Here is a 22,445-nt window from a genome sequence, read left to right as displayed (position 1 = left end):
CGAGCTTGCTCGCGATGACGGGCTCACATCCAACATCGCTGTCGACGGTCACACCGCTATCGCGAGCAAGCTCGCTCCCACATAAGTGCTGCGACAGAGCGCGGGCAAAGTGCTGGGGCCTGCTTCGCCGGCCGGCGGGAGCAAGCTCCCTCGCCACGGGGGTTACGGGCTGACTGGAATGATCAGTGTGTGAACGCCAGAAAAAACTGTGGGAGCGAGCTTGCTCGCGATGACGGGCTCACATTCAACATCGCTGTCGACGGTCACACCGCTATCGCGAGCAGGCTCGCTCCCACATGAATGCTGCGATGAAAGCGATCAGCCGCCTCGGTGCAGCTTGCTCATCAACTCCGCCTCGGCTTGGGTCAGGCCGCAGGCTTGGGTCAGTTCGTCGACGCTGGCGCCCATGCCCACCAGGCGGGCGGCCTGGGCGAAGGACAGGCTGGAGGGGTCACGCTGTTCCAACTGGGCGAGTTTGTCCGGCAACGGCGCAACCACGGCACGCAGCTCATGGAGCGCTTCGCCCATGCGCACGGTGCCGTTCTGGTAATCGTCGACGCGCTTGGCCAGGTCCTTGATGCGCTGGTCGCGCAGCGCATCGCCCTGGGCCTGCTGAGCGGCAATCTGCCGCTGGCCACGTATGTATGCCAAGAACATCGCCAGCGTACCTGCCCAGAAAAGGAACAGGACAATGACTGCTACCTCAAGAATCAAATCAGATACTCTCCAGTTCCGACCACTCTTCTTCGCTCATCATCTTGTCCAGTTCAACCAGAATCAGCAACTCGTTATTCTTGTTGCACACGCCTTGAATGAACTTGGCGGACTCCTCGTTACCCACGTTCGGCGCCGTCTCGATTTCCGACTGACGCAAGTAAACCACTTCGGCGACGCTGTCGACCATGATGCCAACCACTTGCTTGTCGGCTTCGATGATGACGATCCGGGTGTTGTCGCTGATCTCGGCGTTCATCAGGCCGAAGCGCTGACGGGTATCGATCACGGTGACCACGTTGCCACGCAGGTTGATGATGCCCAGCACATAGCTGGGTGCACCCGGTACCGGGGCGATCTCGGTATAGCGCAGCACTTCCTGAACGCGCATCACGTTGATGCCGTAGGTTTCGTTATCGAGCTTGAAGGTCACCCATTGCAGAATCGGATCTTCAGAACCCTTTTGAGACGACGCCTTATCATTCATACCTTGACCCCTCGAAAAACCGCCTGTGGCGGCGTGTATTCTGTCCGGCGACGCTGTGCGCCACCGGTTGTCTTATTTCGGTTTCTGGACCGGCTTCTTGCTGCCGCCCAGGTGTTTTGCCCCGCCGCTGGCGATCAACTCCGCCAGCTCGGCAACGTCCAGCAAGGCGCACATGTGCTCGATCACCGTACCGGCCAGCCATGGCCGTTGCCCTCGATGGCTGCGCCACTTGATCTCGTTCGGATCCAGGCGCAGCGAACGGCTGACCTGGTGCACCGCCAATCCCCACTCATAACCTTGCACCGAGATCACGTATTGCAGACCCTGGCGAAAATCATCGCGATAACGGTCCGGCATCACCCAGCGCGCCGTATCCAGTACCTTCAGGTTGCCCGCCTGGCTCGGCAGGATCCCGAGGAACCATTCCGGCTGGCCGAACAACGGCGTCAGCTCCTGCCCGGCCAGGGAGTAAATCGATCCCAGGCAGACCAGCGGCACCGCCAGGGTCAACCCGGCCACATCGAACAACAAACACTCGAACGGCTCGGCGGCCCAGGCCGGACGGTCGTCGCCCGGCACCGGTGGCGGTGGGTTGCTCGGCGGCAAGTGGACTTCCACCACCGGCGTCACCAGCCCCTGCAGCAACGGGGCAACGGTCGAGACCGGCGCCAGGATCGGAGCAGGTGCCTCCATTACCGCCAGTTGTGGCTTGATGAACGGTGCTTCGACCGCCGCGGCCACCACTGATTTCTGTGCGTCACGGGCCTGCTCTTCGAGCACGGCCGCTTGAAATTCATCCAGCACACCCTCGGCTTCGACGTGTTCGGGCAACGCCTCGATCACGCCTGGCGGCGGTGGCAGTTCTTCGGTCGCTTCCTGCAACAGCCCATCCAGATAGGACTGCAGGGCCATTTGCGGACGCGAGGTTGTCTTTACTGGGCGGCTCATAGGAACAGTGCGCCACTTGAAGAGGTTATCGGCATGAATGCGGCAGGACTTGAGCGTTCGCAAGCGAACACACTGCCAGTGGAAAGCCTCGTCACCTTAAGCCACCTGCTGCGAAACAAGCTGTTGGGCCAGCAGATGCTTGAGCAGCGCTCGGTAAGCCAGCACGCCACGGCTCTTGCCATCGAATTGCGAAGGGGTCACACCGGCGCGGCTGGCATCCCGCAGGCGGGTGTCGACGGGGATATAACCCTGCCAGATGTCATCCGGGTACTTGTCCCGTAATACCCGCAGGGTCCCCAGGGACGCCTGGGTGCGACGGTCGAACAGCGTCGGTACGATGTTGAAGGCCAGCGTCTGTTTGCGCGAGCGATTGACCATCGCCAGTGTATTGACCATGCGTTCCAGCCCCTTGACGGCCAAATGTTCGGTCTGCACGGGGATCACCAATTGCTGACTGGCGGCCAGAGCATTAACCATCAGCAACCCCAGCAACGGCGGGCTGTCGATGATCGCGTAATCGAAATCCTGCCACAGCTGCGCCAGACTCTTGGCGATCACCAGGCCCAGGCCGCTCTGCCCGGGCGATTGTCGCTCCAGGGTGGCCAGGGCGGTGCTCGACGGCAACAGGGAAATCCGCTCGTCGCTGGTGGACAGCAACAACTGCCCCGGCAAGCCCTCGGGCACGACCCCCTTGTGCAGGAACAGGTCGAAGTTGCTGTGCTCCAGGCTGTCGGGATCGTAGCCGAAATAGCTGGTCATCGAGCCATGGGGGTCCAGATCGACGATGACCACGCGCTTACCCGCCTCGGCCAGCAACCCGGCTAAAGCGATGGAAGATGTGGTCTTGCCCACACCACCTTTTTGATTGGCGACTGCCCAGACTCTCATTCGGATCGTTCCTCCCGGCCGAAACAGGCTCGACCGAGAAATAGCTCGGTTATAAAGCGGGTGACGGAGAATTGACGGCACTCTGTCTTCCCGGCGACTTGACCGGAGCCGGTGCAGTTTGTGTGCCAGCCCGCTTCAATGCCGCATCCGGGGTTGCATTGGCCGTACCGGTACCGGTCAGGCTACGACGTACATCGAGGTTACGCGACACCACCAGCACCACCCGCCGGTTGCGCGCACGTCCCTCGGCCGTGGCGTTGTTGGCCACCGGCTGGAACTCACCGTAGCCCACCGAGGCCAGGCGACCGGGGTTCACGCCCTGCATCGCCAGCATGCGCACGATGCTCGCCGAACGAGCCGAGGACAGTTCCCAGTTGGTCGGGTATTGCGCGGTACGGATCGGCTGGTCGTCCGTGAAACCTTCGACATGGATCGGGTTGTCGAAGGGCTTGAGGATCGTCGCGACCTTATCGATGATGTTGAACGCCATGTCGCTGGGCATGGCGTCGCCGCTGCCGAACAACAGGCTGGAATTGAGTTCGATCTCGACCCACAGCTCGTTGCCGCGCACGGTCATCTGGTTGGAGCTGATCAGGTCACCGAACGCCGCGCTGATGTCGTCGGCGATGCTTTTCAACGGATCGCTACTGCCGGCGATACCGGCATCGACCTGCTCGCTGTCCTTGACCAAGGGCTTGGCCGGAGTGGTGGTCTTGGGCCGTTCTTCACCGATGGGAATCGGCTTGAGGGCGCGGTCGGAGTCGGTAAAGACCCCGATCAACGCCTCGGAAATGACTTTGTATTTGCCTTCGTTGACCGACGAAATCGAATACATGACCACGAAAAAAGCGAACAGCAACGTGATGAAGTCGGCATAGGAAACCAGCCAGCGTTCATGATTGACGTGTTCTTCACGATGCCTGCGACGTGCCATTTCCCATGCCTCCCATCAGTCCATGAAACCTTGGAGCTTCAATTCAATGGAGCGCGGGTTTTCACCTTCGGCGATCGACAGGATGCCTTCCAGCAACATTTCGCGATAACGCGACTGGCGCAACGCGATGGACTTGAGTTTGGCCGCGATGGGCAGCAGCACCAGGTTGGCACTGGCCACGCCGTAGATCGTGGCGACGAACGCCACGGCGATGCCGCTGCCCAGTTGCGACGGATCGGCCAGGTTGCCCATCACATGGATCAGGCCCATCACCGCACCGATGATGCCAATGGTCGGCGCGTAGCCGCCCATGCTTTCGAAGACTTTGGCCGCTTCGATGTCACGGCTTTCCTGGGTGTAGAAATCCACCTCCAGGATGCTGCGGATGGCTTCCGGCTCGGCGCCGTCCACCAGCAGTTGCAGGCCTTTGCGTGAGTAGCTGTCGGGTTCGGCGTCAGCCACCCCTTCCAGGCCCAGCAGGCCTTCCTTGCGAGCGGTCAGGCTCCAGTTCACCACGCGGTCGATGCCACCGGCCAGGTCGACACGGGGCGGGAACAGAATCCATATCAGCACCTGCATGGCCCGCTTGAAAGCGCTCATGGGCGACTGCAACAGCGCCGCGCCAATGGTGCCACCCAGCACGATCAACGCCGCCGGGCCGTTGGCCAGCGCGCCCAGATGACCGCCTTCCAGATAATTGCCGCCTATGATGGCGACGAACGCCATGATGATGCCAATCAGGCTGAGCACATCCATTACAGGCAGGCCTCGACTAGGTGTCTACCGATGTCGTCCAGACCGTACACCGCATCGGCAAGATCGGCTTTGACGATAGCCATCGGCATGCCGTAGATCACGCAACTGGCTTCGTCCTGGGCCCAGATCGCACTGCCGCCCTGCTTGAGCAGCCGTGCGCCTTCGCGACCGTCGGCCCCCATGCCGGTGAGCACCACCGCCAGAACTTTGTCACCGTAGGACTTGGCCGCGGAACCGAAGGTAATGTCCACGCAAGGCTTGTAGTTCAGGCGCTCGTCGCCCGGCAGGATCTTCACCGCACCGCGGCCGTCGATCATCATCTGCTTGCCACCCGGCGCCAACAAGGCCAGGCCCGGACGCAGGATGTCACCATCCTCGGCTTCCTTGACGTTGATGTTGCACAGCTTGTCCAGACGCTCGGCAAACGCTTTGGTGAACGCCGCCGGCATGTGTTGGATCAGCACGATGGGCGCCGGGAAGTTGGCCGGCAACTGGGTCAGGACCCGTTGCAGCGCCACCGGGCCGCCCGTGGACGTACCGATCGCCACCAGCTTGTAGGCTTTGCGCTTGGGTGCCGGCGACGTTGCACTGGCAGGTGCCGAACGCGTCGGCGCAGGTGCCGGGGCGCTGCGTACCGGGGCCGGATTGAAGCCGCTCGATGCCGTCGGCGCTGGCGCGGGGCTTGGCGCCGCAACCGGGGCTGGCGCCGGTGTGCTGTAGGCACCGACACGACGATTGCTGCGGGAAATGCTGTGGACCTTTTCGCACAGCAACTGCCGGACTTTGTCGGGGTTGCGCGAAATGTCTTCGAAATTCTTCGGCAGGAAATCCACCGCCCCGGCGTCCAGCGCATCGAGGGTTACCCGGGCGCCTTCGTGAGTCAGGGACGAGAACATCAAGACCGGGGTCGGGCAGCGCTGCATGATATGCCGCACGGCCGTGATGCCGTCCATCATCGGCATCTCGTAGTCCATGGTAATCACGTCCGGCTTGAGTGCCAGGGCCTGATCGATCGCCTCTTTGCCATTAGTCGCGGTACCGACGACCTGAATACTCGTGTCCGCCGAAAGAATTTCCGAGACACGGCGACGGAAAAAACCCGAATCGTCCACCACCAGGACTTTAACTACCATAAACACTCCGTTAGACGAGGCGCGGCCCTGGGCCGCCCTCCTCCAGAATCAAATACGCCGGGCGGCGTAACGCTTGAGCATGCTTGGCACATCGAGAATCAACGCGATGCGGCCGTCGCCGGTGATGGTGGCGCCGGACATGCCCGGGGTGCCCTGTAGCATCTTGCCCAGCGGCTTGATGACCACTTCTTCCTGGCCCACCAACTGATCGACGACGAAGCCGATCCGCTGGGTGCCCACCGAAAGGATCACCACATGGCCCTCGCCCTGTTCCACATGAGCCGCGGAGCTGACCAGCCAGCGCTTGAGGTAGAACAGCGGCAATGCCTTGTCCCGTACGATCACCACTTCCTGGCCGTCGACCACGTTGGTGCGCGACAGGTCGAGGTGGAAGATCTCGTTGACGTTGACCAGCGGGAAGGCGAAGGCCTGGTTGCCCAGCATCACCATCAGGGTCGGCATGATCGCCAAGGTCAACGGGACCTTGATGACGATCTTCGAGCCCTGGCCCTTGGTCGAGTAGATGTTGATCGAACCGTTGAGCTGGGAAATCTTGGTTTTCACCACGTCCATGCCCACGCCACGACCCGACACGTCGGAAATCTCGGTCTTGGTCGAGAAACCCGGGGCGAAGATCAGGTTGTAGCACTCGGTGTCGCTCAGGCGGTCGGCGGCATCCTTGTCCATTACACCGCGTTTCACCGCGATGGAACGCAGCACGTTGGGGTCCATGCCTTTGCCGTCGTCGGAGATCGACAGCAGGATATGGTCGCCTTCCTGCTCGGCGGCCAGGATCACCTTGCCGCTGCGGACCTTGCCCGACGCTTCGCGTTCTTCCGGCGACTCGATGCCGTGGTCGACCGCGTTGCGCACCAAGTGGACCAGCGGGTCGGCCAGGGCCTCGACAAGGTTCTTGTCGAGGTCGGTCTCTTCACCCACCAGTTCCAGGTTGATTTCTTTCTTGAGCTGGCGAGCCAGGTCGCGAACCAGGCGCGGGAAGCGCCCGAAGACTTTCTTGATCGGCTGCATCCGGGTCTTCATGACCGCGGTCTGCAGATCGGCCGTGACCACGTCGAGGTTCGACACGGCCTTGGACATGGCTTCGTCCTGACTGTTGAGGCCCAGGCGCACCAGACGGTTACGCACCAGCACCAGTTCGCCGACCATGTTCATGATCTCGTCCAGGCGCGCAGTATCGACACGAACGGTGGTCTCGGCTTCGCTGGCCGGTTTTTCCGCTGGTGCAGCCGCCGGAGCCCGGGCTGGCGCCGCGGCGGCAGCGGCAGGCTTGGCGGGCTCGGCCTTGGGTTCCGGTGCCTTGGCGGCGGGTTTGGGTGCAGCAGCCTTGGCCGCCGGTGCCGCCGCGGTGGCGGCAGGCGCGGCAGACGCCGTACCGACTTCGCTGAACTTGCCCTTGCCATGCAATTCATCGAGCAGCGATTCGAATTCGTGGTCGCTGATCAGATCGCTGCCAGCGGCAGCCGCGGCAGGCTTGGCCGGGGTCGGTGCTGAAGCGATGGCCGAATCCAGCGCGTCAACGGCAAAGGTGCCCTTGCCATGCAACTGGTCGAGCAGCGCTTCGAATTCGTCGTCGGTGATGTCGGAACTGTCGCCCGCCGCTTTCGGGGCGGCCGGAGCCGTCGGCGGGACGACCGCATCCGGCGCGAACTGGCCTTTGCCGTGAAGCTGGTCGAGCAGCGACTCGAACTCGGCATCGGTGATTTCATCGCTGCCAGCCCCGGCGGCTTGCGCAGCAGGAGCGACCTGAGCGGCCGGCGCCTCGGCCTGGGCCTTGACGGTATTCAGGGAGTCCAGCAGCTGTTCGAATTCGTTATCGGTGATGTCGCCCGATTCTTCGGCGACCGGCTCTTCAACCACCGCTTCGGCAACCGGTGCCGCTTCGTCAGCCGATTGCGGCTCGGCCAGGCGTGCCAACGCGGCGAGCAACTCGGGGGTGGCAGGGGTGATCGGCGAGCGCTCGCGCACTTCGCTGAACATGCTGTTGACCGCATCCAGCGCTTCGAGCACCACGTCCATCAATTCCGAGTCAACGCGGCGCTCACCCTTGCGCAGGATGTCGAACACGTTCTCGGCAATGTGACAGCACTCCACCAGCTCGTTGAGCTGGAGGAAGCCGGCGCCTCCTTTTACAGTGTGGAAACCGCGAAAAATTGCATTGAGCAAGTCTGCATCATCGGGTCGACTTTCCAGCTCGACCAGTTGCTCAGACAGTTGCTCTAGAATCTCGCCGGCCTCAACCAGGAAATCCTGAAGGATCTCTTCATCGGCGCCGAAGCTCATTAATGGCTGCTCCTAAAACAGGGCTAAAACTCAGAATCCAAGGCTGGACAGCAAATCGTCCACATCGTCCTGACCGGACATAACGTCTTCTCTTTTATCGGCATGAATTTGCGGACCTTCACCCTGAGAGAGATGTTTTTGTGGATCTTTTTCAGCAAGCATCGCTTCACGGTCGTGTTCGATGCCTGCAAAGCGGTCGACCTGGCTGGCCATCAACACCAGTTTGAGCAGGTTGCTTTCCACTTCGGTGACCAACTGGGTCACACGCTTGATCACCTGGCCGGTCAGGTCTTGATAGTCCTGGGCCAGCAGAATGTCGTTGAGGTTGCTTGCCACGGCGCGGTTCTCGGTGCTGCTGCGCGTCAGGAAACCGTCGACCCGGCGGGCCAGCTCCCGAAACTCTTCAGCACCGACCTCACGACGCATGAACCGGCCCCAGTCGGTGCTCAAGGCCTGGGCTTCTTCGCTCAGGCCATTGACCAGCGGCGTAGCGCTTTCCACCAGGTCCATGGTGCGGTTGGCCGCGGCTTCGGTCAGCTTGACCACATACCCCAGGCGCTCGGTGGCGTCGGTGATCTGCGAGACTTCCTCGGCCTGCGGCATGTGCGGGTCGATCTGGAAATTGACAATCGCACTGTGCAGTTCACGCGTGAGCTTGCCCACTTCCTGATACAGACCGCGGTCACGGGTCTGGTTGAGCTCATGGATCATTTGAACCGCATCGCCAAAGCGACCTTTTTCAAGGCTCTCGACCAGTTCGCGGGCATGTTTTTTCAGGGTCGATTCGAAATCGCCCATTGAAGATTCGTTGTCCATAGCTCCCCCGTGGCGCCGTTAACCGATGCGTTCGAAGATTTTTTCGATCTTCTCTTTCAACGCCTGGGCCGTGAAGGGTTTGACCACATAGCCGTTCACACCGGCCTGGGCCGCTTCGATGATCTGCTCGCGCTTGGCTTCGGCAGTGACCATCAACACCGGAAGATGCTTGAGTTTCTCGTCGGCACGCACCTGGCGCAGCAGGTCGATACCGGTCATGCCCGGCATGTTCCAGTCGGTGACCAGAAAATCGAAGTTGCCACTATGCAACATCGGGAGCGCAGTGGTCCCGTCATCTGCTTCGGCCGTGTTGGTGAACCCAAGGTCACGCAACAGGTTTTTAATGATCCGCCGCATCGTTGAGAAGTCATCAACGATGAGGATTTTCATGTTCTTGTCCAATTCGACCTCCAAGCAGTCTTAAACGCGCCCAGCACCTGGACGCGCCATTTCAATCAATCCGGCACAACACTCGACAACGGTCTGGAGCACAACGGATGGAGACTGGCGCAGCACTTGCCAGGCCAGCCTCGTCGCAGTGTCCCCACACTGCCTGTCAGCGCGCTCGCCACTCCCCCAAACGCCCCCGCAAACGGGCCGCGCACTGGCTGTGTAACTGGCTGACCCGCGATTCGCTGACCCCCAGAACCTCACCGATTTCCTTGAGGTTCAGCTCTTCGTCGTAGTACAGCGCCAAGACCAGCCGCTCACGCTCCGGCAAATTGGCAATCGCATCCGCCAGCGCACTCTGGAAACGTTCATCTTCCAGGTCACGCGACGGCTCCATGTGAGCACTCGCGTTATCCTCGTGCAGCCCTTCGTGTTCGCCGTCCTGCAAGAGGTCGTCGAAACTGAACAGGCGGCTGCCCAAGGTATCGTTCAAAATCCCGTAATAATCGTCGAGACTCAACTGGAGTTCGGCCGCAACTTCGTGATCTTTAGCGTCACGCCCGGTTTTCGCTTCAATTGCCCGAATCGCGTCACTGACCATGCGGGTATTACGGTGCACCGAACGCGGCGCCCAATCGCCCTTGCGGACTTCATCGAGCATCGCCCCGCGAATGCGAATACCGGCATAGGTCTCGAAACTGGCACCTTTGCTGGCGTCGTATTTGTTCGACACTTCAAGCAGGCCGATCATGCCGGCCTGGATCAAGTCCTCGACCTGGACACTGGCCGGCAACCGCGCCAGCAAGTGGTAGGCAATACGCTTGACCAGTGGCGCATAACGCTCGATCAATTCGTATTGGGCGTCCCGTGCCGATTTTTTATAGAGATGGTTGTAACCGCTGGCTGTCATAGCACGGGCCCTGCTGTTTGTTGCACAAGACGCTCGACGAAAAATTCCAGATGCCCGCGGGGGTTGGCCGGCAGTGGCCAGGTATCGACCTTCTGGGCGATCGCCTTGAACGCCAGCGCGCATTTGGAACGTGGAAAAGCTTCATAAACGGCACGTTGCTTCTGGACGGCCTTGCGTACGCTTTCGTCGTACGGCACGGCGCCGACGTATTGTAGGGCGACGTCCAGGAAGCGATCGGTGACCTTGGTCAACTTGGCGAACAGGTTGCGCCCTTCCTGCGGGCTCTGGGCCATATTGGCCAGGACGCGGAAGCGGTTCATGCCATAGTCGCGGTTCAGCAGTTTGATCAGGGCGTAGGCATCGGTGATGGACGTCGGTTCGTCGCAGACCACCAGCAGCACTTCCTGGGCGGCGCGGACGAAACTGACGACCGAGTCGCCGATGCCGGCCGCGGTGTCGATCACCAGCACATCGAGGTTGTCGCCGATGTCGCTGAAGGCCTGAATCAGGCCCGCGTGCTGGGCCGGGGTCAGGTGAACCATGCTCTGGGTGCCGGAGGCAGCCGGCACGATGCGAATCCCGCCCGGCCCCTGCAGCAGCACGTCGCGCAGTTCGCAACGGCCCTCGATCACGTCCGCCAGGGTGCGTTTGGGGGTGAGCCCCAGCAGCACGTCGACGTTCGCCAGGCCCAGGTCGGCGTCCAGCAGCATGACCCGTCGGCCAAGCTCTGCCAGAGCCAGGGACAAGTTCACTGACACGTTAGTCTTCCCGACGCCACCTTTGCCGCCGGTCACCGCGATCACCTGTACGGGATGCATGCTGCCCATGTTCGTTCTTTACCTTGTCTTCTTAGACGGAGGCCACATTACTGGCTGCGCGTTCGCATAAGGAACAATGCATGGCAGACCATCGATGTAGGTACAAAAAATATTCATGATTACCTCAGCCGACCTGTTTGGTCGGGCTGTGGTAGATGTCAGCGAACATGTCAGCCATGGCTTCTTCGCTGGGTTCTTCCTGCATTTGCACACTCACGGCACGGCTGACCAGCTGATGACGGCGCGGCAGATGCAAATCATCCGGGATCCGCGGCCCATCGGTCAGGTAGGCCACCGGCAGTTCATGACCGATCGCCAGGCTCAGTACCTCGCCCAGGCTTGCCGTTTCGTCCAGCTTGGTCAGGATGCAGCCAGCCAGTCCGCAGCGTTTGTAGCTGTGGTATGCGGCGGTTAGAACCTGTTTCTGGCTGGTGGTTGCCAACACGAGATAATTTTTTGACCTGATACCGCGTCCGGCCAGGCTTTCGAGCTGCATGCGCAGGGCCGGATCGCTGGCTTGCAGGCCCGCGGTATCGATCAGCACGACGCGTTTGCGCAGCAGCGGCTCCAGCGCCTGGGCCAGGGATTGGCCCGGATCCACATGGGTCACCGACACATTGAGGATCCGGCCCAGGGTCTTGAGTTGTTCCTGTGCACCGATGCGGAAACTGTCCATGCTCACCAGGGCGATGCTCTGGGCGCCGTACTTGAGTACATAACGGGCGGCGAGCTTGGCCAGGGTGGTGGTCTTGCCCATGCCGGCAGGACCGACCATGGCAATCACCCCGCCCTCCTCCAGCGGCTCGACTTCCGGCGTGGCGATCATCCGCGCCAGGTGCGCCAGCAACATGCGCCAGGCCTGGCGAGGCTCTTCGATACCATTGATCAGCGCCAGCAGGTCCCGGGACAGCGGGCCGGACAAGCCGATGCGTTGCAGGCGACGCCACAGGTTGGCCTGGGCCGGACGGCTGCCTTGCAGTTGGTTCCAGGCCAGGGAGCCAAGTTGGACTTCCATCAGCTCGCGCAGGCTGTTGAGTTCGAAGCGCATCGAGTCCAGGGCGCGCGGGTCGAGCCCACGGGCAGGCGCGGCGGGTGCCGGCTCCGGACGACGCGGTTGGGCCTGGGCCTGCTCGATCAGCGGCTCGGCAGCGGTCAACGGCAGGCCGGCGGTCAGTGGCTGACCGGCGAACAATTGACGATTGGTGCCCGGGGCACCCTCGCCTTCGCTGCTGCGCAGGCTCAGTTCGGCCTGGGCGCTGGCGATGCGCGATTGGGTCTTGCGCAGCTCGTCTTCGAGTTCCATGTTCGGAACCCGCGGGGCCAGCGCAGACAGTTTGTAATCCAGGGCCGCCGTCAGCTCGACACCGCCGGCGATACGACGGTTGCCAATGATGGCTGCTTCAGCGCCCAGCTCGTCACGAACCAGTTTCATGGCCTGACGCATGTCGGCGGCGAAAAAACGCTTCACTTGCATAAACCACTACCTCAGCCGTTGGGCCCTACTGTCGCAACGATGGTCACTTGCTTGTTGTCCGGTATTTCCTGGTACGCCAGCACATGCAGCCCCGGGACCGCGAGGCGACCGAATCGCGAGAGCATCGCGCGAATCGGACCGGCCACCAGCAGGATCACCGGTTGGCCTTGCATCTCCTGCCGCTGGGCTGCTTCGATCAGCGAACGCTGCAGCTTCTCGGCCATGCTTGGCTCCAGCAGAACACCCTCTTCCGAGCCTTGTCCTGCCTTCTGCAGACTATTGAGCAATATCTGTTCCAACCTTGGCTCCAAGGTGATCACAGGCAGCTCAGACTCAGTGCCTACAATGCTTTGGACGATTGCGCGGGACACGCCGACCCGAACCGCAGCCACCAAGGCGGCGGTATCTTGACTCTTGGAGGCGTTGTTGGCGATGGCCTCGGCGATACTGCGTATGTCGCGCACGGGCACTTGTTCGGCCAGCAGCGCCTGCAGCACCTTGAGCAACTGCGACAACGAAACCACGCCCGGCACCAGCTCTTCAGCCAGTTTCGGCGAGCCTTTGGCCAGCACTTGCAGGAGTTGCTGGACTTCCTCGTGGCCGATCAGCTCGCTGGAGTGCTTGTACAGGATCTGGTTCAAGTGGGTCGCCACCACGGTACTGGCGTCCACCACGGTATAACCGAGGGACTGGGCCTGGGCCCGCTGGCTGATTTCGATCCACACCGCTTCCAGGCCGAAAGCCGGATCCTTGGCGGTGATGCCGTTGAGGCTGCCATAGACCTGGCCCGGGTTGATCGCCAATTCGCGGTCGGGGTAGATCTCGGCTTCGGCCAGGATCACTCCCATCAAGGTCAGGCGATAGGCGCTCGGCGCCAGGTCGAGGTTGTCGCGGATATGCACGGTGGGCATCAGGAAGCCCAGGTCCTGGGAGAGCTTCTTGCGCACCCCCTTGATCCGCGCCAGCAACTGACCACCCTGGTTACGGTCGACCAAGGGAATCAGGCGATAGCCGACTTCCAGGCCGATCATGTCGATCGGGGTCACGTCATCCCAGCCCAGTTCCTTGGTTTCCATGGCGCGGGCCGGCGACGGCAGCAGCTCCTGCTGGCGCTTGACCTCTTGCAGGGCCTGGACCTTCTGTGCGTTCTGCTTCTTCCAGAACAGGTAGGCGCCACCGGCCGCCATGGCCGCCATGCTCAGGAAGGAAATATGGGGCATCCCCGGCACCAGGCCCATTACCGCCATCAGGCCAGCGGCAACGGCCAGGGCCTTGGGCGAGGCGAACATCTGCCGACCGATCTGCTTGCCCATGTCTTCGGAGCCCGAAGCACGGGTCACCATGATCGCGGCCGCTGTGGATAACAACAGTGATGGCAATTGCGCCACCAAACCGTCACCAATGGTCAACAAGGCGTAGACCCTGCCCGCGTCGCCAAACGACATGTTGTGCTGGAAGATGCCGACAGCCATGCCGCCGATCAGGTTGATGAACAGAATCAACAGGCCGGCGATGGCGTCACCGCGCACGAATTTGCTGGCACCGTCCATGGAACCGTAGAACTCGGCTTCCTGGGCCACTTCCAGGCGCCGCAGCTTGGCCTGGCTCTGGTCGATCAGGCCGGCGTTGAGGTCGGCGTCGATCGCCATCTGCTTGCCGGGCATCGCATCGAGGGTGAAACGCGCGCTCACCTCGGAAATCCGCCCGGCGCCCTTGGTCACCACGACGAAGTTGATGATCATCAGGATGGCGAAGACCACGATACCGACCACGTAGTTACCGCCAATCACCACCTCACCGAAGGCCTGGATCACCTTACCGGCGGCGGCGTGCCCGTCCTGGCCATGGAGCATCACCACGCGGGTGGACGCCACGTTCAGCGCCAGGCGCAACAGCGTGGCCACCAGCAGGATGGTCGGGAAGACGGCGAAATCCAGTGGCCGCAGGGCGTAGACGCACACCAGCAGCACGACGATCGACAGGGCGATGTTGAACGTGAAGAACACGTCCAGCAGGAACGGCGGCACCGGCAGCATCATCATGGCAAGCATGACCAGCAGCAACAGCGGCACGCCCAGATTACCCCGGCTGAGGTCTACGACGTTGCTGCGCGCGGTGCTGAGTAACTGTGAGCGATCCACCGATTTTCCCCGTTCCTGTGAAGCAAACTTTTGACGCTGGTAGCGTCATATGGCCTGCTTTTGCAAAAAGCCGTCCAACTTTGGAAGCGATAGGAAATTGACTCGGATGAGAGCACCCGGCCCGGAACATAGCCCCCCCCCTACAAGCACGAAACTTCAAAAGCGTCAACCTAGTACTTCTGTGAGTGGTCGAGACGGCAACAAAGGTATTGAATGGCCACTCGGGAGGTTGCAATGATCGATTCAGCCCCCCTTAGACGGAGGCCTGTCATGACCAAGAATATTTCCCTCGTCGAACTGGCTGAACAAATGGGCGTACATCCAGACGACCTGGACGAGCATGGCGTGTTGAAGCCCTATGTGGCGCCCGAGCTTGCCCCTTATCCTCCCGCTGAATATCCCGATACCGAGCAGCCTACCCGTTGCGATCCCGCACCTGGCGATGAACCGCTCTCGACACCCAGGGTAGGCTGGTGCCCGAGCGGCAGTATCAACAGCGGAATCTGCACCCCGTTCAATAATGTGCGACCAAACTGGATGGGCTACTACCCCAGCGCCACTGCGAGCCTGCGCATCGACGAGATGATACTGCCCGGGACCCACAACTCGGCGATGGATAAACAGGCGCCCTACTCCAACAGCTATGAAACCTGCCAGGACGTATCCCCCCACAGCCAGTTGCAAACAGGGATCCGGGTGCTGGACTTAAGGGTTGAGTTCTTTTTCGGCTATGACGTGGGGGATGCGAAAAGATTCATGATTTACCACAGTTTGAACTCCAGAAGAACCATCGAAGGCGACTGCCTTCAAGCTGCCATCAACCTCTACACCGCTTACGGCAACGAGGTGGTCATCCTCGACTTCCATCAATTCAAGAACTTTACCGACGCGGCACATCGCGAGTTGGCCACGATTATTAAGAATCGGCTGGGCAGCAGACTGATCGAACCCAAGTGGAATGTCTTGTCGCTCAGGCAGCTGTGGGCTTTGCAGAAAAATGTGGTGATTGCCTACAACCACAGCCAACGGGATCCGCTGTTCTGGCCCGGGGTCAATCATCGCTGGATACAAAAGGACACGCCCTCCAGCAGCGAGCTGAAGAGTTTTATCGATCAAGTCGGTAATGAGATAAAGCCGGAGTATGAACTGCGCTCCATCCAAGCCCACAAATACACTAAAGTCGGGCAACCGGACGATATGTCACCGGACGTCATGAACTGGTTTGCAGCGGGCGCAGACGATTCGCCGATCATGAAGTTCTACATCATCAACACCGACTGGTCCTTGCGCCACCGGCATATCGATAATTGCATTCATGCCAACAGCTTCAGGAGCAAAGGTCGGACTTCTCTTTATCTGACCCCTCAGAACCTTCCCGCCAATGGCTACATTCCCCACGGTCATCAGGCAATCGCCGTGGAGACGTACGACGGTAATTGGATCGATACAATGAGGCTTCCCGCAAGCGGACTGAGAAACGCCACCTTGCTCATCATCTGCAAAGCCCAATGGAATACAAATCTGCAAGTTACCAACAGCAACATTCCGACAGGCAGCATGATCCTGGCCCAAGGCAATATTCTGCTGTTCATGTACGACAGCAGCCAAGGAAAATGGATATTGCAACCGGCGGCTGTCTATTCCCCCAACACGTCGGGAGACAACATCCCCGCCGTCCGCGCCGATGAAAAATTCATCAGCTATCGGACCGAGGACTACAACTGGACGGACCACATCTATCTACCCTCCTCTGCTCCAATCTACAGCTATGTCGAGATATCTTCCGAGATAACGGCTACCGAAGGCTGGCATAGCGAGATCCATCGCCGCCCCGACCAGAGGGTCTACCGCTGCCAACGGGGTGACCGGTACCTCTTCATGCTCAACAGCCAACTCACCTGGGAGGCCGTCAAGACCGCCATACACTCCTACGGCGCGGCCCAGGCCGGTGCCCAGATGATAGATACCGGCACTGAAGAAACGCGAGTGCACTTCAGGGACGGCGACTGGGTCAGGGAAATCACCCTGCCTGTCACAGCCTGGCAGGACGACGAAGTCATCCTGACCTCTAACGCTACCCTGACAGCCACGGTCATGGGCAGCAACCTGGAAACAGGCGCCTCCGTACAACTTAAAAAAGGCGACACGCTCGTCTTCCGATACATCGCTTCCACAAGAAAGTGGCGCAGACACCTTAGCGCCAGCGAAGAATCGGCCGCTGAGGACTAATGATGCAGGAACCCGTGCATCGCCACCGCACAATGTTCGAGCCCGCTAGGAATCACGCCGCAAATCCGGCGGAATCGGCAAATCCTTGAGCGGCTCGGGGCGCTTGCCCTTGCCCGCGCGGTGTTGGCGGATCTGGTAGACGTAGGCCAATACCTGGGCCACGGCCAGGTACAGCCCCCCGGGGATTTCCTGATCGAGTTCGGTGGAGTAGTAAATCGATCGCGCCAGCGCCGGGGACTCAAGCAGCATCACCTCATTGGCCACGGCGATCTCACGGATCTTCAGCGCCAGGAAGTCACTGCCCTTGGCCAGCAACACGGGCGCGTTGCCTTTTTCGGGGTCGTATTTGAGGGCGACGGCGTAGTGAGTCGGGTTGGTGATGACCACATCGGCATCGGGAATGGCCGCCATCATCCGCCGCTGGGAGACCTCGCGCTGCAATTGACGGATACGCTGCTTGACCTCCGGCTTGCCCTCCGCGTCCTTGTGCTCGTCGCGCACTTCCTGCTTGGTCATCATCAGCTTCTGCTTGCTCTGATACAGCTGGATCGGCACGTCGATGGCGGCGATCAGGATCAGGCCGCACGCCATCCACAACGTACTCCAGCCCACCAACTGCACGCTGTGGATAATTGCCTGTTCCAGCGGTTCGTGAGCAATGCGCAGCAGATCGTCGATGTCGCTCTGCAACACCGTCAGCGCGACGAACAGCACCAGCAGGAACTTCCCAAATGCCTTGAGCAACTCCATCAGTGCCGTGGTGGAAAACATCCGCTTGAGACCGGCGGCCGGGTTCATCCGGCTGAACTTGGGGGCCAGGCTACCGGCGGCGAACAACCAGCCACCCAAGGAAATCGGACCGATCAAGGCGGCCAACAGCAAGCAGATCAGAACCGGCTGCACCGCCAGGATCGCGATCTTGCCCGAGTGCAGCAGATACTGGGACATGGCCCCCGGAGACAGCAGCACCTCGCGGGGCAGGGAGAAATTCAGACGCATGATTTCCAGCAGGTCCAGGGCCAACCCGCCGCCATAAATCAGCAACCCGCCCGCCCCGGCCAGCATGATCGCCAGCGTGTTGAGCTCCTTGGAGCGGGCGGTCTCGCCCTTTTCACGGGATTCGCGCAGGCGCTTCTCCGTGGGGTCTTCTGTCTTGTCCTGACCACTCTCGCTCTCGGCCATGGTTCAGCGTGCCTGTGCCATGTCGCGTAGAAGCTGCAAGGCCTGGATGGCCAGCGGTTGATACTGATTGAGGATATCCCCCAGGCTGACCCAGAAAATCACCATGCCCAGCACCAGCGTGAGCGGGAAGCCAATGGAGAAAATATTCAATTGCGGCGCCGCGCGGGTCATCACGCCAAACGCGATGTTGACCACCAGCAACGCGGTGATTGCCGGCAATACCAGCACCATCGCCGCACCCAGGACCCAGCCGAGCTTGCCGGCGATTTCCCAGAAGTGATTGACCAGGAACGCACTGCCCACCGGCATGGTGGTAAAGCTCTCGGTCAACACCTCGAACACCACCAGATGCCCATTCATGGCCAGGAACAACAGGGTCACCAGCATCGTCAGGAACTGAGCGATCACCGCCGTCGTCACGCCATTGGTGGGGTCGACCATGGACGCGAAGGCCATGCCCATCTGGATCGAGATGATTTGCCCGGCCACCACGAATGCCTGAAAGAACAGCTGCAACGAGAACCCCATCAAGGCGCCAATGAGGATTTGCTCGGCCACCAGCATCAGCGCGCTGAGGTCCAGGGCATTGACCGGCGGCATCGGTGGTAGCCCGGGTGCGATGACCACCGTGATCGCCAGGGCGAAATACAAGCGCACGCGCCGGGGTACCAGGGTCGTGCCGAAGACCGGCATGCTCATCAGCACTGCGGTGACGCGAAACAGCGGCAGGACGAACGATGCCACCCAGGAACTGATCTGGGTGTCCGTCAGCGCGAGCATCGACATCAGGTCAGCCGATCAACTGCGGAATACTGCCGTACAACTGCAGGATGTATTCCATGAAGGTTTGTACCATCCAGGGGCCGGCGACGATCAGCGTCACCAGCATCACCAGCAGGCGCGGCAGGAAGCTCAAGGTCTGTTCGTTGATCTGGGTCGCGGCCTGGAACATCGCCACCAGCAACCCCACCAGCAGGCTGGGGATCACCAGGATGGCAACCATCACGGTCGTCAGCCAGAGCGCTTCACGGAACAGGTCTACCGCTACTTCAGGCGTCATATCGTCCTACCCGCACAAAAGGCCTAAACACCGCCGAAACTGCCCGCCAGCGTACCGATGATCAACGCCCAGCCGTCCACCAGCACAAACAGCATGATCTTGAACGGCAGGGAAATGATCAGCGGCGAGAGCATCATCATACCCATGGCCATCAGCACGCTAGCGACCACCAGGTCAATGATCAGGAACGGGATGAAGATCATGAACCCGATCTGGAACGCGGTTTTCAGCTCGGACGTCACGAACGCCGGCACCAGGATCGTCAGCGGCGCCTGGTCGGCACTGGGGATGTCGGTGCGCTTGGACAGGCGCATGAACAGCTCCAGATCGCTGCTGCGGGTCTGGGCCAGCATGAAATCCTTGATCGGCACCTCGGCCTTGGCCACGGCATCCTGGGCAGTGATTTTTTCTGCCAGGTAGGGTTGCAGCGCATCCTGGTTCACCCGATCGAACACGGGCGCCATGATGAACAGGGTCAGGAACAGCGCCATGCCGGTGAGGATCTGGTTCGAGGGGGTCTGTTGCAGGCCCAGGGCCTGGCGCAGGATCGAAAAGACAATGATGATCCGGGTGAAACTGGTCATCAGCATGACGAACGCCGGGATGAAACTCAGCGCCGTCATGATCAACAGGATCTGCAGGCTGACCGAGTACTCCTGGGCCCCTTCGGCGTTGGTCCCCAGGGTGATCGCCGGGATCGACAGCGGATCGGCGGCGAACGCCAACGGTGCGGCCAGCATCAGGGCCAATGCCAACAGAATGCGCAACGGCATTACTTTTTATCCTTCTGGTCTTTCCCCAGCAGCTCCATGAGGCGCTGGGCAAATTCGGGGCTGGCCGGCTCGGTGGAGGGTACCTGCACCGGCTCCTTGAGGACGTGCAAGGCGGTGATGGTGCCCGGGCTCAGGCCCAGCAGGATCTGCTCATTGCCGACCTGCACCAGCACCAGCCGGTCGCGCGGCCCGAGCGCGCGCGAACCGACGATATCGATGACCTGGCCCTTGCCGGCCGGTCCCGCCTGCTGCACGCGGCGCAACAACCAGGCGAGAAAGAAGATCAAGCCCAGCACCAACAGCAAGCCGAGCACCAGTTGCGCCAGTTGTCCGGCGACCCCACTGCCTGCCGCCGGCGCAACGGCCGCCGTGGCAACCGGTTCGGCCGCCAGCACGCTCAATGGCAGCATCGACGCTGCGGCGAAGAAACCTTTCACTCAGCGCAACTTCTTGATGCGTTCGCTCGGGCTGATCACGTCCGTCAGGCGAATGCCGAACTTCTCGTTGACCACCACCACTTCGCCATGGGCGATCAAGGTGCCGTTGACCAGCACGTCGAGCGGCTCGCCGGCCAGGCGGTCCAGCTCGATCACCGAGCCTTGGTTGAGCTGCAGCAGGTTGCGGATGTTGATATCGGTGCTGCCCACTTCCATGGAGATCGACACCGGGATGTCGAGGATCACATCCAGGTTTGGCCCATCCAGCGTCACCGGTTCGTTGCTCTTGGGCACGCTGCCAAACTCTTCCATCGGCAGGCGGTTGGAGCCGTGATTACCGCTGTCGGCGGCCAGCAAGGCATCGATGTCGGCCTGCCCGGCGTCGCCGGTTTCTTCCAGGGCCGCAGCCCATTCGTCGGCCAGCGCCTGGTCATCCTGGGTGTTCATATCGTTAGCCATCATTTGTCCTCGGCGGGCAAAAATCAGTAAAAAACGTAAAATCCGTTACAAACTTGAGAAGTTGACACCGCTCAGCGGCGTTCGATCGGCTCGATCACCTGCAACGCCAGGTTGCCTTTGTGAGAGCCCATCTTGACCTTGAAAGCCGGCACGCCATTGGCGCGCATGATCATATCTTCCGGCATCTCGACGGGGATGATGTCCCCCGGCTGCATGTGCAGGATGTCCCGCAGACGCAGCTGGCGCCGGGCGACTGTCGCGCCGATCGGCACATCGACGTCGAGCACGTCCTGGCGCAAGGCGTTGATCCAGCGTTCGTCCTGGTCGTCGAGGTCCGACTGGAAACCGGCGTCGAGCATTTCGCGCACCGGCTCGATCATCGAATACGGCATGGTCACGTGCAGGTCGCCGCCACCGCCATCGAGTTCGATGTGGAAGGTCGAGACCACGATGGCTTCGCTCGGCCCGACGATGTTGGCCATGGCCGGGTTCACTTCCGAGTTGATGTACTCGAAGTTCACTTCCATGATCGCCTGCCAGGCTTCCTTCAAATCGATGAAGGCCTGTTCCAGCACCATGCGCACCACCCGCAGCTCGGTCGGGGTGAATTCACGACCTTCGATCTTGGCGTGACGACCGTCGCCACCAAAGAAGTTGTCCACCAGCTTGAACACCAGCTTGGCGTCGAGGATGAACAACGCGGTGCCGCGCAACGGCTTGATCTTCACCAGGTTGAGGCTGGTGGGCACGTACAACGAATGCACGTACTCGCCGAACTTCATCACCTGCACGCCACCGACAGCCACGTCGGCCGAGCGGCGCAGCATGTTGAACATGCTGATGCGAGTGTACCGGGCGAAACGCTCGTTGATCATTTCCAGGGTCGGCATGCGTCCGCGAACGATGCGATCCTGGCTGGTCAGGTCGTAGCTTTTGACGCTGCCCGGTTCAGCAGCGTTTTCGGTCTGTACCAGACCGTCGTCGACACCATGCAACAGCGCGTCGATTTCGTCCTGGGACAGCAGGTCCTGCACGGCCATGTCGTGTTCCTACTGCAATACGAAGTTAGTGAAGAGCAACTGTTCGATCACCACTTTGCCGAGCTCTTTCTGAGCCACTTCCTGCACGCTGGCCGTGGCTTTCTGACGCAGCATCTCCTGGCCGACGGGCGTGGCCAGGGTGTCGAAATTCTGTCCGGAAAAGAGCATCACCAGGTTGTTGCGGATCAGCGGCATGTGCACCCGCAGCGCTTCCAGGTCAGCCTGGTTGCGACCCTGCAAAGTAATGCTGACCTGCATGTAGCGTTGACGACCGTTCACGGTGTAGTTGGCCACGAAGGCGGGCGCCATCGGTTCGAAAATCGCCGGCTGCTTGCCCACCGGCGCAGCCTCGACCGCCGCTGCCGGCTTGCTCTGAGCGCTGTGCATGAAATACCAGGTCGCCCCCACGGACACGCCGATCGCCAGGAGCAAACCCACCACGATCATGATGATCAGCTTGAGTTTGCCTTTGGTTGCAGGGTCTTTTACAGCTGCTGCTTCACTCTTCGCCATGCCAATAATCCGTCACTAATCGGGGTTTTCACTGTTGCACGG

23 protein-coding genes are annotated in these 22,445 nt (G+C 60.9%); 1 reads left to right on the top strand and 22 read right to left on the bottom strand.

All coding sequences use genetic code 11. From position 1 onward, the window contains the following. Positions 1–318 precede the first annotated feature (318 nt). The 14 genes from BM321_RS21385 to flhA all read right to left on the bottom strand — a co-directional run bounded on the left by BM321_RS21385 (position 319) and on the right by flhA (position 14,710). Positions 319–714, bottom strand: coding sequence for a DUF2802 domain-containing protein (locus tag BM321_RS21385; protein WP_060738629.1), 396 nt, complete (start codon positions 712–714; stop codon positions 319–321). Between the two features lies 1 nt (position 715). Further along, positions 716–1,201, bottom strand: a complete 486-nt coding sequence (locus BM321_RS21380; protein WP_003199144.1) for a chemotaxis protein CheW — start codon at positions 1,199–1,201, stop codon at positions 716–718. A 72-nt stretch (positions 1,202–1,273) separates the two neighbouring features. Beyond that, the gene (locus BM321_RS21375; protein ID WP_092331816.1) at positions 1,274–2,149 is read right to left on the bottom strand and encodes a CheW domain-containing protein; all 876 of its coding nucleotides are present in this window, start codon (positions 2,147–2,149) and stop codon (positions 1,274–1,276) included. A gap of 96 nt (positions 2,150–2,245) precedes the next feature. After that, positions 2,246–3,037: a ParA family protein gene (locus BM321_RS21370; protein ID WP_072408494.1), complete on the bottom strand. Its 792-nt coding sequence runs from the start codon at positions 3,035–3,037 to the stop codon at positions 2,246–2,248. 49 nt (positions 3,038–3,086) lie between these two features. Further along, entirely contained in the window at positions 3,087–3,971 is an 885-nt protein-coding gene (gene motD, locus BM321_RS21365; protein ID WP_092331811.1) for a flagellar motor protein MotD, read from the bottom strand. A gap of 15 nt (positions 3,972–3,986) precedes the next feature. Beyond that, on the bottom strand, positions 3,987–4,727 hold the full coding sequence (locus tag BM321_RS21360; RefSeq protein WP_003199135.1) for a flagellar motor protein: 741 nt from the start codon (positions 4,725–4,727) through the stop codon (positions 3,987–3,989). After that, on the bottom strand, positions 4,727–5,860 hold the full coding sequence (locus tag BM321_RS21355) for a protein-glutamate methylesterase/protein-glutamine glutaminase (RefSeq protein ID WP_092444599.1): 1,134 nt from the start codon (positions 5,858–5,860) through the stop codon (positions 4,727–4,729). The genes BM321_RS21360 and BM321_RS21355 overlap by 1 nt, the downstream gene beginning before the upstream one ends. Before the next feature lie 48 nt (positions 5,861–5,908). Further along, on the bottom strand, positions 5,909–8,161 hold the full coding sequence (locus BM321_RS21350; protein ID WP_092444597.1) for a chemotaxis protein CheA: 2,253 nt from the start codon (positions 8,159–8,161) through the stop codon (positions 5,909–5,911). Positions 8,162–8,191: 30 nt separating this feature from the next. Then, entirely contained in the window at positions 8,192–8,977 is a 786-nt protein-coding gene (locus BM321_RS21345) for a protein phosphatase CheZ (RefSeq protein ID WP_092444595.1), read from the bottom strand. 18 nt (positions 8,978–8,995) lie between these two features. Next, on the bottom strand, positions 8,996–9,367 hold the full coding sequence (locus tag BM321_RS21340) for a chemotaxis response regulator CheY (RefSeq protein WP_003199125.1): 372 nt from the start codon (positions 9,365–9,367) through the stop codon (positions 8,996–8,998). A gap of 166 nt (positions 9,368–9,533) precedes the next feature. Next, a complete protein-coding gene (gene fliA / locus BM321_RS21335; RefSeq protein WP_014337177.1) occupies positions 9,534–10,277 on the bottom strand; it encodes an RNA polymerase sigma factor FliA in 744 nt (247 codons plus the stop codon). Beyond that, positions 10,274–11,104 (bottom strand): flagellar synthesis regulator FleN, encoded by an 831-nt coding sequence (fleN, locus tag BM321_RS21330; RefSeq protein WP_003184001.1) that lies wholly within the window; start codon positions 11,102–11,104, stop codon positions 10,274–10,276. Before fleN ends, fliA begins: the two co-directional genes overlap by 4 nt. A 115-nt stretch (positions 11,105–11,219) precedes the next feature. Then, a complete protein-coding gene (gene flhF, locus BM321_RS21325; protein ID WP_092331803.1) occupies positions 11,220–12,569 on the bottom strand; it encodes a flagellar biosynthesis GTPase FlhF in 1,350 nt (449 codons plus the stop codon). A gap of 11 nt (positions 12,570–12,580) precedes the next feature. Next, positions 12,581–14,710, bottom strand: a complete 2,130-nt coding sequence (gene flhA, locus BM321_RS21320) for a flagellar biosynthesis protein FlhA (protein WP_092444593.1) — start codon at positions 14,708–14,710, stop codon at positions 12,581–12,583. 270 nt (positions 14,711–14,980) lie between these two features. Here flhA and BM321_RS21315 point away from each other — a divergent pair, with 270 nt between their 5' ends. After that, on the top strand, positions 14,981–16,939 hold the full coding sequence (locus BM321_RS21315) for a hypothetical protein (RefSeq protein ID WP_092444592.1): 1,959 nt from the start codon (positions 14,981–14,983) through the stop codon (positions 16,937–16,939). Positions 16,940–16,984: 45 nt separating this feature from the next. Here BM321_RS21315 and flhB read toward each other — a convergent pair whose 3' ends face one another. The 8 genes from flhB to fliL form a co-directional block, all read right to left on the bottom strand. After that, the gene (flhB, locus tag BM321_RS21310) at positions 16,985–18,121 is read right to left on the bottom strand and encodes a flagellar biosynthesis protein FlhB (protein WP_092444590.1); all 1,137 of its coding nucleotides are present in this window, start codon (positions 18,119–18,121) and stop codon (positions 16,985–16,987) included. Positions 18,122–18,124: 3 nt separating this feature from the next. After that, entirely contained in the window at positions 18,125–18,907 is a 783-nt protein-coding gene (fliR, locus tag BM321_RS21305; protein ID WP_092444588.1) for a flagellar biosynthetic protein FliR, read from the bottom strand. A gap of 4 nt (positions 18,908–18,911) precedes the next feature. After that, positions 18,912–19,181 carry a flagellar biosynthesis protein FliQ gene (fliQ, locus tag BM321_RS21300; protein WP_053178505.1) on the bottom strand — a complete coding sequence of 90 codons (270 nt, stop codon included), beginning with the start codon at positions 19,179–19,181 and terminating at the stop codon, positions 18,912–18,914. Positions 19,182–19,204: 23 nt separating this feature from the next. Beyond that, a complete protein-coding gene (gene fliP / locus BM321_RS21295; protein WP_092331793.1) occupies positions 19,205–19,954 on the bottom strand; it encodes a flagellar type III secretion system pore protein FliP in 750 nt (249 codons plus the stop codon). Further along, on the bottom strand, positions 19,954–20,391 hold the full coding sequence (gene fliO, locus BM321_RS21290; RefSeq protein ID WP_092444587.1) for a flagellar biosynthetic protein FliO: 438 nt from the start codon (positions 20,389–20,391) through the stop codon (positions 19,954–19,956). Before fliO ends, fliP begins: the two co-directional genes overlap by 1 nt. After that, complete coding sequence (gene fliN / locus BM321_RS21285; RefSeq protein ID WP_072408512.1) at positions 20,392–20,850, bottom strand: flagellar motor switch protein FliN; 459 nt, start codon at positions 20,848–20,850, stop codon at positions 20,392–20,394. A gap of 71 nt (positions 20,851–20,921) precedes the next feature. Continuing rightward, the gene (gene fliM / locus BM321_RS21280; protein WP_053120288.1) at positions 20,922–21,890 is read right to left on the bottom strand and encodes a flagellar motor switch protein FliM; all 969 of its coding nucleotides are present in this window, start codon (positions 21,888–21,890) and stop codon (positions 20,922–20,924) included. Between the two features lie 9 nt (positions 21,891–21,899). Further along, the gene (fliL, locus tag BM321_RS21275) at positions 21,900–22,403 is read right to left on the bottom strand and encodes a flagellar basal body-associated protein FliL (protein WP_092204548.1); all 504 of its coding nucleotides are present in this window, start codon (positions 22,401–22,403) and stop codon (positions 21,900–21,902) included. Between the last annotated feature and the right edge of the window lie 42 nt (positions 22,404–22,445).

This window comes from Pseudomonas sp. NFIX10 (assembly GCF_900111955.1).
Taxonomy (GTDB): Bacteria; Pseudomonadota; Gammaproteobacteria; order Pseudomonadales; family Pseudomonadaceae; genus Aquipseudomonas; species Aquipseudomonas fluorescens_AA.
Note: the sequence above shows the minus strand (reverse complement) of the source record. Positions and strands in the feature narration are given on the sequence as shown.

What these genes read in the sequence shown, in the direction of transcription:
- BM321_RS21380 (WP_003199144.1), bottom strand. Translation starts at nt 1,201, where the DNA reads ATGAATGATAAGGCGTCGTCTCAAAAGGGTTCTGAAGATCCGATTCTG.
- BM321_RS21375 (WP_092331816.1), bottom strand. Translation starts at nt 2,149, where the DNA reads ATGAGCCGCCCAGTAAAGACAACCTCGCGTCCGCAAATGGCCCTGCAG.
- BM321_RS21370 (WP_072408494.1), bottom strand. Translation starts at nt 3,037, where the DNA reads ATGAGAGTCTGGGCAGTCGCCAATCAAAAAGGTGGTGTGGGCAAGACC.
- motD (WP_092331811.1), bottom strand. Translation starts at nt 3,971, where the DNA reads ATGGCACGTCGCAGGCATCGTGAAGAACACGTCAATCATGAACGCTGG.
- BM321_RS21360 (WP_003199135.1), bottom strand. Translation starts at nt 4,727, where the DNA reads ATGGATGTGCTCAGCCTGATTGGCATCATCATGGCGTTCGTCGCCATC.
- BM321_RS21355 (WP_092444599.1), bottom strand. Translation starts at nt 5,860, where the DNA reads ATGGTAGTTAAAGTCCTGGTGGTGGACGATTCGGGTTTTTTCCGTCGC.
- BM321_RS21350 (WP_092444597.1), bottom strand. Translation starts at nt 8,161, where the DNA reads ATGAGCTTCGGCGCCGATGAAGAGATCCTTCAGGATTTCCTGGTTGAG.
- BM321_RS21345 (WP_092444595.1), bottom strand. Translation starts at nt 8,977, where the DNA reads ATGGACAACGAATCTTCAATGGGCGATTTCGAATCGACCCTGAAAAAA.
- BM321_RS21340 (WP_003199125.1), bottom strand. Translation starts at nt 9,367, where the DNA reads ATGAAAATCCTCATCGTTGATGACTTCTCAACGATGCGGCGGATCATT.
- fliA (WP_014337177.1), bottom strand. Translation starts at nt 10,277, where the DNA reads ATGACAGCCAGCGGTTACAACCATCTCTATAAAAAATCGGCACGGGAC.
- fleN (WP_003184001.1), bottom strand. Translation starts at nt 11,104, where the DNA reads ATGGGCAGCATGCATCCCGTACAGGTGATCGCGGTGACCGGCGGCAAA.
- flhF (WP_092331803.1), bottom strand. Translation starts at nt 12,569, where the DNA reads ATGCAAGTGAAGCGTTTTTTCGCCGCCGACATGCGTCAGGCCATGAAA.
- BM321_RS21315 (WP_092444592.1), top strand. Translation starts at nt 14,981, where the DNA reads ATGACCAAGAATATTTCCCTCGTCGAACTGGCTGAACAAATGGGCGTA.
- flhB (WP_092444590.1), bottom strand. Translation starts at nt 18,121, where the DNA reads ATGGCCGAGAGCGAGAGTGGTCAGGACAAGACAGAAGACCCCACGGAG.
- fliR (WP_092444588.1), bottom strand. Translation starts at nt 18,907, where the DNA reads ATGTCGATGCTCGCGCTGACGGACACCCAGATCAGTTCCTGGGTGGCA.
- fliQ (WP_053178505.1), bottom strand. Translation starts at nt 19,181, where the DNA reads ATGACGCCTGAAGTAGCGGTAGACCTGTTCCGTGAAGCGCTCTGGCTG.
- fliP (WP_092331793.1), bottom strand. Translation starts at nt 19,954, where the DNA reads ATGCCGTTGCGCATTCTGTTGGCATTGGCCCTGATGCTGGCCGCACCG.
- fliN (WP_072408512.1), bottom strand. Translation starts at nt 20,850, where the DNA reads ATGGCTAACGATATGAACACCCAGGATGACCAGGCGCTGGCCGACGAA.
- fliM (WP_053120288.1), bottom strand. Translation starts at nt 21,890, where the DNA reads ATGGCCGTGCAGGACCTGCTGTCCCAGGACGAAATCGACGCGCTGTTG.
- fliL (WP_092204548.1), bottom strand. Translation starts at nt 22,403, where the DNA reads ATGGCGAAGAGTGAAGCAGCAGCTGTAAAAGACCCTGCAACCAAAGGC.